Source organism: Mesorhizobium sp. M0587, assembly GCF_040320945.1.
GTDB lineage: Bacteria > Pseudomonadota > Alphaproteobacteria > Rhizobiales > Rhizobiaceae > Mesorhizobium.
In genome coordinates this window covers 1-8,844 of sequence record NZ_JAMYQP010000081.1, presented here as the reverse complement: position 1 = coordinate 8,844, position 8,844 = coordinate 1, and the positions used below count along the sequence as shown (strand labels likewise).

Sequence of the window (8,844 nt, the reverse complement as noted above, 5' to 3'; positions counted from 1 at the left end):
AGCCTCAGATGGTGATCACTGGACACGGTGCGGCTGCTGCAGGAGTGGGCATGCGTCAAGCTCTTGACAGCCTGGCTGAGCGGTTCAGGGAGTTCGCCGTGCCCCCGAAATTGAAATTCGTGCGCGAGCCAGCGATGGTCCCAGATAGCTCAGGCTAACCGAGCCCGTCGTTCTGAAATTTCAAGGTGGGCCGCTCGCTCAAGCCGTAGAGCTTCCGTCGGGTCGCGCGTCCCTCCGACAAACTCTGGCAGCGGAACAAACCGGGGATGCGCCAGTTAGGGCGTTCGGTCGGCGCAGAGCGACTCCGGCCAAGTGCCCTGAAATTCTGCGTCAAGGGAAGACGTCAGATGGAAACCCGTTCCCCAAGGACGCGTCCTCTCCGCCGGCGGGGCCGGCCAACAAGAAGTTGTTCGAGCCATACGCGTTGGCATTCGCCAAGACTTGGCTTCGATTCGCTCATGGGCCGAACCGTGGAGCAGACCAAATGGCAAATCTGGGAAGATTGGCGAAAGCGATGCTTGGCGTCCTGGCATACCAAAATCGCGACAAAATCGGCGAATTGATTCGGGGAGCGGGGTATCTTAACCCAAACGACCCGCAACGCAGAATTCTGGCTCAGATATCGGATGGCGTGTCGAGGGCGGACCTTGGTGAGATCCTCGACCGGTTCAGGGAGGTTGGGGCAGGACGGAAGGTCGACTCGTGGGTTGGCAGCGGGCCAAACCAACCAATCGAGCCAAGGGACGTCGAAGCGGCAATGGACGAAGGTACACTCACTTCCATTTCGATGGAGACGGGCCTTTCACGCGAGCAGCTAATCAAAAGGATTGCGCGGGATCTACCCGAGACAGTCAATATGATGACGCCCAATGGTGAATGGCCGTCTGAGCCGACACAAAGCTCGGATACGCCGACCCTGCTCGATAATGTACCCTAGGGACGCAGCGGTTCTATGCATCAAGCTCTTGACAGCCTGGCTGAGCGGTTGAGGGACTTCGCCATGCTGCCGAAATTGAAATTCGTGCGCGAGCCAGCGACCGTCCCAGATAGCTGGCTGACCGGCCGCAGGCGCTTGTGTGCTGTTTGACACTGGTCAAAATTAGGCCGGTTTTGCGGCTCGGAGTGGGTCTAGTGTTCCGCCGGATCGCGCAGGCGAACCAGCGGCTTCTTTCCAGGACCGACGAATAGACATCGGCAGAACAAACCCACCCAGCGCCAGTTGGGGCAACCCCGGCCCATGGACCGCCAGCACTCGTTGCGCGGGCACGAAGCCACGCAAAAGCAACTTGCCGCCCGAGCATTACGACCAGGTCCTTTCCGCACACGGGACGATCATGATCTTCTTCGCGGCGATGCCTTTCATGAGTCATTTGGCCGAAACAAGAGTGTCCTTCTTGCGCGCCGGTGGCCGACGACGAACACGCCGCTTGGCAGCGGTCTTCAGCCCTACCGGCGGATCCCTCGATAACGCTCCGGTCACCGCGTTGACCATGTCGAGCGCAACGAAATCAGCATTGATGTCATTGCCCAATTTACCGTCTGTCTCCCCGCGGTCTTCACCGTTTCCTCCCCAGAACACAACGCCCACCCGTACCGCTGCATTAAAACGTTTTATGCGGCGCACCATAAAACGCGCATGTTTGAGGGAGTTGCGGTTCAGGAACCCGATCACGACGGTGTTCAGCCCATCCAGCTCCAGCCGGCGAATGCTCGCCGGTTGCAGCTCTGCAAAACTGGCCTTTGACGTAGCCGCGCCTTGGATCAGTAACACCTGTCCCAGCATTGCGGCGGCCGCGTCGTCGAGTTCGCCGCGCCCGCCGGCACAAAGCACGGCTAGGCCGGTGCCATCTGGGAGATCGATGTCGTGCCCTGCTTCCGGATCGATTGTCTTCTCCTTGTCCGAGCCAGTCTCATCACCTGCGGCGACATCGTCCTCCTCCGCCTCCTCCTGAGCGATGTCGTCAAGATTCGCTACCAGTATCTGAGCGCTGGCGGCCAGCTGCTTCAGTTGGTGATCGTCCATCACCCCCCGAACCCGGTCTTGTTCGCCGAGCAGAAGGGCGGGAAGCGCGACCTTGCCGTAGAACTCGAGCAGATACTGCTCCTCGAGAATTTCCTCGGCGTGGTCCGTGGCTTCTTCTGGATCACCGGCCAGCAGACGCTGATACAGCCGGGCATGTGGCTCGAGCACCGGTTCGTTGCCGAACAGCACGTCGAGAAACTCGAACTGCGTCACATGTCTGCCGAGCACGACGAGACAGACTGTGAGGGGAGTAGACAGAACCAGACCAAGAGGTCCCCAGAGCCAGGTCCAGAAAATTGCTGCGACGATGACGGCTAAGGGAGAGAGCCCGGTGCGCGACCCGTAAAGCCAGGGTTCGATGACATTGCCAGTGATCATTTCCATGATCACGAACAGCGCGGCTGTCCACAATACGAGTGACCATCCGGGCGCCACGGCCAGAGCAAGGGACAAGGGCAGCAGTGCACCAATGATAGGACCGATATAGGGAACGAAGCGCAGCGCCAATGCCAGCAACCCCCACAACAGTGCATTGGGGATCCCGAGGACCCATAATCCGATCGAGATCGGGACGGCATACAAGATGTTCACGACCAGTTGCATGAGCAAATAGCGGCCGAGCCGTCTGCCGGCGTCCTGGAGCGCTTCGGTGGTTCTGTGAAGATCGCCGTAGCCGACCAACCGTATGAAGCGATCGCGCAGATCCTCGCGCTCGAGCAGCATGAAAATAACGACAACAATTATGAGCCCCGCCGACGCCAGCGGACTGATCAGCGGCGTGATCAGGTTTTGCAGGATCTCGAGCGGCCTTTCTCGAGACACAATCTCGACGGGAACCGGCTCGCGCTGAGGCTGGCTGGCTGCTGGCTGCGAGGGCTCCTGCTTGTTGATCTCCTGGCCGATGCGCTCGATCGCTCCGGTCAACCTGGCGATGATGCCGCCGCCGCCACCGGTTTCTTTTAGTGACCTGACCTTGGTCAGGACATTTGTTTGGTAAAGCGAAACATTCTGGGCCAGCTCACCGACTTGCGTAGCGACAATGAATGAGAACAAAGCGAGCGCTGCGAAGGCGCCAAGCACGCTGAAGATGACGGCGGCAAGGCGTGGAATGCCGGTCCGTTTGAGCGCGGAAACCACCGGCGCAAGCGCGAAAGTCAGCAGCAGCGCGATCGCGATAGGCAGAAACACCTCGCGGCCGAAATAAAGCGCGGCAACGACTGTCACGACAGTCGCTACCGTGGGCAAAGCAGTGCGTGGGTGAGCCGTGGCCCCTGTCTCAATGTCCCTCAATCGAGGGACAGAGGGTTGCGCGCCGTTTAGCCGACTTGTCGCCATCCAATTCTCCTGCCCAACTCCGCATGATCAGACATATTCAGACAGAGCGCAACTTGGGCTGCCGCAACATCAGGTCCTGAAGGTGGGGATAGGATGCACTTACGCTGACAATCCATTGGCCGACTCGCCCGTTCGTTCGCGTACAGCCAGTCGACCCAGATTTCGGTCTTCCACTTGGCATCGGCATGGGCCTGGAGCGGGACTCCCAGCGCGTGCGGCCTTGAAAAGGCCGAGGGACGAGGTCAAGCTGTGCCCACGGGCGAGCTCCCCAAGCTGGCTGCCCAGGCAAAAATTTCGGCTGCCTGTGTCATAGGTTAATGCACCGCTGCCCCGGTTCACCTATGGCTGCGGCTTAGATCGTTCAGCATCATCAAACACACTCGACGTCGGCAGAACGCTGCACGCCACGATCCATAGCGGGCGGTGGAACCCCGCCCCTTACATGTTTCCCTGCCGAATGACGATCACGGCGCGGCCGCCGTCGGTTCGTCAACCCTTCACCGGCTAACCGGAACTTTTGGCGTGAATAAAAGTTCGGAAGCCAACATCAGCTAGGTAGCCAGATTGTCCCCCACCTCATCCTCGGATGTACTTATTCGCAAGCTTCAGACCATCTCGGATATTCGTGATGCTGATATCGGCGTTCTAAAAGGCATTCCGATCCAGGAGAAGGAATTTGTGGCCAACCACGACCTCGTGCGTGAGGGCGACCGTCCTGTTTACTCGTTTGTCGTCCTGGATGGGTTGGTCGGTTCGACCAAACTCACGGGCGAAGGAAAGCGGCAGATCACATCCTTCTTCGTGGCCGGCGACATTCCAGATCTGCACGGGCTGCATCTGTCGGTCATGGATTGTAACTTCTCGACCCTTACGCCGGCCCGAATAGGGTTCATGCGGCACGATACTCTACGCGCCATTTGCGACCAGCACCCTCACATTGCCGCGGCCTTCTGGCGGTCGACGCTGATAGATGCCGCGATTTACCGGGAGTGGGTCACCAATATTGGGAGAAGGGAGGCTTACACCCGCATGGCTCACATTCTCTGCGAACTGATTTCTCGCTTGCGCTCTGTCGGACGCATCCAGGATCACGTCGCGGACATCCCTATTACCCAGGCAGCACTTGGCGATGCCTTGGGTTTGTCTACGGTGCACGTCAACCGAATGCTTCAGGAACTGCGACGTAGAGGCCTCATCGCCACCACAGGGCCAAGAGTTCATGCACTCGACTGGCCCGGCCTCACTCGCGCAGGAGATTTCGACACGACCTACCTGCACCAAAGGACCCCCCCAGATTAGTGGTGACGGAAGCTCTCCGATGGCACGATTTTTCTTTGACAGCGGCGATCGCGACTTGGTCTTCGAAGATGAGATAGGTATCGAATGTGCCGGCATCGAGGAGGTGCGCCGCGCGAGTTTCGAGGGGCTTATCGACCTCACGAGAGAGTCCCTGAAAAGCGTCGACGGCCAGCAATTGTTCGTTGAGGTGCGTGATGAAAACGGGGAGAAAATCCTCAGGCTGAGCCTCTCCCTGCAAGTCAAACTGATGAAATAGGCTTGCGCACCCCCCTTCTGCGTCAGGCCGAGCAAATTTGGGGCGGCATACCTCTTCAGCCAAGAACATCTGCTCCGAGCACATGCTATCCGCGATTGTTGATGATGGAAACGTCGATTCAGTTCGCCACCGACCGCGATCGACCTTTGCGGACGTGCGTCAGGCCAACCCATCCAACGCATCAGCGGCAAACGTATCTCGACTGCCGTGACGCCTAGCGGTTCGGCGGCGTAATGGCGACAGCAGGCGATCGCTTTGATCTAGTGTGCCAGATGCGTGGCCAAATTAATAAGAACGAGCCGAGTGACCATACTCCCACCAAAGAGGCCTACCTCTCTGGTGGATTCCTGCGATGACTGAAGAACGTCGGAAGCTCAACTCGTCCGTCCCCGCCTCGGCCGATGTAAGCTCTAGCTGGATCAGTCCCTGGCGGCGGCCTCGCTTTGCTCAAGCTTTTCCCTGATCTCCAGAAGCTTGCTGGATTTGCGTCATCACATGTCGGGGATCGACATTCTCTGCCAGTTGCGGCAGCTCGTTGTCGGCCGGGGTCGAGACATTCAGGCGCGTCGCCAAAGCAGCCACCATCTCGATCAGCCGCGTGGTTTCATGCTCGTTAAGAAGGCTGATCTGCAGGTCCAGTTCCGCTCGGCGCTCGCTGTGTTCAGCCATTCTGTTCTGATTGATCAGCACGAAAGTGGACAAGAAGATTGCCTCGACCGAAGCGACCATGGCCAGGATCACAAACGTGGGGTCCCAAGCTGGGATGCTTGGTATCGCGCCAAGGTTTGCAAGAATCCAGGCTACAAGAATCGCGAGATGCAAATAGACAAAAGTCATGCTTCCCGCGAAGCGCGAAATGGCGCCAGCAACTCGCACCTGAACGCCTTGCCGCTCCTCTTGTTGTCGTCTCTGGTCGACCAGAGCCTGTATGTTCTGGTGAAGGACGGACTGCATGTCGGCGGGACGTTGATCACTCATGTGTTTGAATGTCACTTTCGTACAAGCGGCGCTCGCCGCCCCCTTGAGACGTGCCGCCTGGAGACGTGCGTTGATCTCGCTGACACATGGCCTAACTCCCAGCCGACAGGCAGCCTCGAGACGAGGCGCGCAGCCTTGCAATTTTGTCCACCATCGCGACCACCGCCCACGGGGCGCTCCGATGAACCATGTGGCCGACGCCCGGCACGATCTCAAGGAGAGACCCACCGACCTCCTCATGCAGGCGTCGTGCATCGCCTTCCGCGTCGAACAGCCGGTCTCCAGATCCGGCCACGATGCCGGTCGGCACGGCGATATCCTTGTAGCTTGCCTTCGACAACAGGCCTGCGGCCAACATCAGTGCCGACTCGGAACAAACAGCCTGCAGTTGGGAAGGGCGGCTGGCGAATTCTTTGGCGAGAGCAGCAAAGCCACTGTCGACCTCAGCCGGAGAGAAGATCTTCTTCATCGCCCAAGGCCAGGCCAGCCTCACAAGCAGCGGCAGCAATGTGTGGCGGAAAGCCGTGCCGATCACCGGCAGGGCCGGGAGTGCGGCCAGCGCAAGAGCGAGCCGCGGCGGCGGATAATAGTAGCCGGAGACCAGCACGATGCCGGCAATCGATGAAGCATGCCTGCGCGCCAATTCGATGGCGACCCAAGCTCCCCAGGAATGTCCAAGCACCAGATATTTTTCGATGCCGAGATTGCGTACAGCATCATGTATGACGTCAGCTTGTTCGCAAGCAGACCAGCTCCTGCCCTGCGACCGTGAGCTTTGGCCGAAGCCGGGACGATCAAATGCGAGCACCCGGTAGCTATTTGCCGCCAGGTCGAAGATGCCGCTGGACTTGAAGTCCTCCGCAATGGATCCGTTCCCGTGCAGCAGAAGCAGCGGCATGCCAGTGCCGGCCTCGAAAAAATGCAGGTGTAGGCTACCGATCTCCATCGCACGACCGCACGCCCGGCCGGCAAGCGCTCGTTTGGCGCGGACGGCGTTGTATCCCGCCAGGGCCGCGGCGATAAGCAGCCCGGTTGCAAGTTTCGGTCCATCTCTGTCGAGCGCCATGCTCGTGCCTGCCAGGAATTGCTGTGCTCGCTGCCACCTTGCCCCAACCTCGGCGGCCGCGGCTTGTTCCGCCAGACAAACGCAAAGCTGTATCGCCCAGCTCAAGCGGGTTGGAAATCAAGTTCTCTATGAGCGTGGGACGCAGCGATGGCAGCCTGTCCAAAGGCGACCGCTATCTGGTTCAAGGCTTTGACGAGGTCACCGATCGCGTACACGCCATCGACGGAAGTCTGCTGGTGCTCATCGACTTTGACGTATCCCTCTTCACAACAGGTCGCGCCAACGACCCCTGCGAGTTGAGAACGGACCTTGCAACCCAATGCCGCGTAAACGGCATCGAAGCGGCATGTCGCCCCGTCCCTCAGAATCGCCTCACAACCGTCAGCAACCGGGCTGAGCCTGTCGAGAGTGTCTCGGATAACGATCGCTCTTTCGCCGGCCGCGCGACGCGTGCTGGTTGAGAAGTCCCTTGCGTCGGTCCCCAGCATCGTTACAGCCGGTGTAAATCGACTGAGGAAGATGGCCTCTTGCAAGGCTCTCTCACCTTGCCCGACCACCGCTATCTTCCGGTCGATCACCTCATATCCGTCGCACACTGGGCAAAGCCGAACTACGCCTGCAGCCATTGCGTCCCGCAGGCGTGGCATGACGGGTGTCGTGTCGATAATCCCGGTCGACAACATGACCTTGCGTGCGCGGAATGCGCCAATCGAGGTCTCGGCGTCAAAGCCTCCATTAACAGGGGCCAGAGAATGAACCTGACCCCGCATCAGAGTTGCTCCGTACAAGCACGCGTGGCGTCGTAGCCGATCCAGAAGATCGGGGCCACTTATCCCTTCGGGAAAGCCCGGACAATTATGGCTTCTTGGGATCAGGGCGGCACGGGGGTCGCCCGCATCGATCACCAGCACGCGACGGCGGAAACGGGCAAGATACTGAGCGGCGGTCAACCCTGCGGGCCCGCCTCCGACGATCAAGACATCTTCGGTGTCGGCGATCAGTCGACTGTTATGGTTTTCATTGCTGGTGTGGCCCATTAGCGGCGAACGATTTGGTTCGTGCGATGTTCCAGCATGATTGCGGAGAGAGCGCATTTGCTTAGCCTGCGCTCAGCCGCCAAGGCTAGGACCTTTGATTTCGTCGTCTCGCCACATCCTGTGCTCGTCCGTCGAAACCTTCTTGGCTATTGGCGGTTAAAGCTGCCTGGAACATGAACTTACCAACGGCCTTCGGATGGACCATCTTCTCGTGAGCCCCTCGCTCATGAACAGGGCTGGCGGCGCGGGCGTGGACGTTGCCGTCCGGGGATGGGAGAAGCCAAGCGATCACGCGGCAGCCTGGATCGAATGGATAGGGCCCGTTGAAAATGAGAAATCCGAGCTTTAGCCCGACCGGATGACGCCAGGTTCGTCCGCTTCTTTGTACTGTTCCGAACCCTCGGACGCAGCGATCAGATCCTGGAATCCAAGTGTGGCGATGAGATAGCCCGCCTGGTCGTAAACTTTCGCCACCCAACTGGTCGGGTCTGCGCCATCGGCAATCCCGTCAAGCATGGCCTCCTTGGCAACGCGCTTCGCCTCTCTGACAGCCCCTTCTCGATCAGCTATGTTGGCAAAGATTGCAGGCTTCGGCATGCCTCCGATGAACTCGAATCGAAATGTCGGCATCGATCCCTCCTGTCGGTGGTGCCAGCGTTGGCAAGGTTGAGGGTCAACGCCAGCATTTCGAAAAGGATGCAGCGGATTGTGAACGCCTGACCTCAAACGTAGCGCTGCTGCCTTCCGTTTTCCAATCGCCGTGCCAACGCGCGCGCACGGCAATCTTCAGCATGGCCGCTTCGGTCATCCCGGTCTGGAAAAGCCTGACCAGCTCTCTCGCGATGGAAAG

At 59.3% G+C, this 8,844-nt stretch carries 8 protein-coding genes; 3 read left to right on the top strand and 5 right to left on the bottom strand.

The annotated features are described in order from the left end of the window. Positions 1-484: 484 nt before the first annotated feature. Positions 485-937 carry a YidB family protein gene (locus tag NKI49_RS32850; protein ID WP_352695919.1) on the top strand — a complete coding sequence of 151 codons (453 nt, stop codon included), beginning with the start codon at positions 485-487 and terminating at the stop codon, positions 935-937. A 429-nt stretch (positions 938-1,366) separates the two neighbouring features. Here the strand turns inward: NKI49_RS32850 and NKI49_RS32845 are convergent, their stop codons facing one another. After that, complete coding sequence (locus tag NKI49_RS32845) at positions 1,367-3,358, bottom strand: AI-2E family transporter (RefSeq protein ID WP_352608278.1); 1,992 nt, start codon at positions 3,356-3,358, stop codon at positions 1,367-1,369. 564 nt (positions 3,359-3,922) lie between these two features. Here NKI49_RS32845 and NKI49_RS32840 point away from each other — a divergent pair. Next, on the top strand, positions 3,923-4,657 hold the full coding sequence (locus NKI49_RS32840) for a Crp/Fnr family transcriptional regulator (protein WP_352608276.1): 735 nt from the start codon (positions 3,923-3,925) through the stop codon (positions 4,655-4,657). A gap of 19 nt (positions 4,658-4,676) precedes the next feature. Next, the gene (locus NKI49_RS32835; RefSeq protein WP_352608274.1) at positions 4,677-4,913 is read left to right on the top strand and encodes a DUF6894 family protein; all 237 of its coding nucleotides are present in this window, start codon (positions 4,677-4,679) and stop codon (positions 4,911-4,913) included. Between the two features lie 447 nt (positions 4,914-5,360). Here the strand turns inward: NKI49_RS32835 and NKI49_RS32830 are convergent, their stop codons facing one another. From NKI49_RS32830 to NKI49_RS32810, 4 genes are all read right to left on the bottom strand, one after another. Beyond that, positions 5,361-5,891, bottom strand: a complete 531-nt coding sequence (locus NKI49_RS32830) for a DUF1003 domain-containing protein (RefSeq protein ID WP_352608272.1) — start codon at positions 5,889-5,891, stop codon at positions 5,361-5,363. A 91-nt stretch (positions 5,892-5,982) separates the two neighbouring features. Continuing rightward, on the bottom strand, positions 5,983-6,789 hold the full coding sequence (locus NKI49_RS32825; protein ID WP_352608270.1) for an alpha/beta fold hydrolase: 807 nt from the start codon (positions 6,787-6,789) through the stop codon (positions 5,983-5,985). A 269-nt stretch (positions 6,790-7,058) separates the two neighbouring features. Continuing rightward, a complete protein-coding gene (locus NKI49_RS32820; protein WP_352608268.1) occupies positions 7,059-7,994 on the bottom strand; it encodes an NAD(P)/FAD-dependent oxidoreductase in 936 nt (311 codons plus the stop codon). Positions 7,995-8,339: 345 nt separating this feature from the next. Then, on the bottom strand, positions 8,340-8,624 hold the full coding sequence (locus NKI49_RS32810; RefSeq protein WP_352608266.1) for a DUF6894 family protein: 285 nt from the start codon (positions 8,622-8,624) through the stop codon (positions 8,340-8,342). Between the last annotated feature and the right edge of the window lie 220 nt (positions 8,625-8,844).

Excerpts from the sequence above, each read along its gene's own strand:
- NKI49_RS32850 (WP_352695919.1), top strand. The coding sequence starts at position 485 with ATGGCAAATCTGGGAAGATTGGCGAAAGCGATGCTTGGCGTCCTGGCA.
- NKI49_RS32845 (WP_352608278.1), bottom strand. The coding sequence starts at position 3,358 with ATGGCGACAAGTCGGCTAAACGGCGCGCAACCCTCTGTCCCTCGATTG.
- NKI49_RS32835 (WP_352608274.1), top strand. The coding sequence starts at position 4,677 with ATGGCACGATTTTTCTTTGACAGCGGCGATCGCGACTTGGTCTTCGAA.
- NKI49_RS32830 (WP_352608272.1), bottom strand. The coding sequence starts at position 5,891 with ATGAGTGATCAACGTCCCGCCGACATGCAGTCCGTCCTTCACCAGAAC.
- NKI49_RS32825 (WP_352608270.1), bottom strand. The coding sequence starts at position 6,789 with ATGCCGCTGCTTCTGCTGCACGGGAACGGATCCATTGCGGAGGACTTC.
- NKI49_RS32820 (WP_352608268.1), bottom strand. The coding sequence starts at position 7,994 with ATGGGCCACACCAGCAATGAAAACCATAACAGTCGACTGATCGCCGAC.
- NKI49_RS32810 (WP_352608266.1), bottom strand. The coding sequence starts at position 8,624 with ATGCCGACATTTCGATTCGAGTTCATCGGAGGCATGCCGAAGCCTGCA.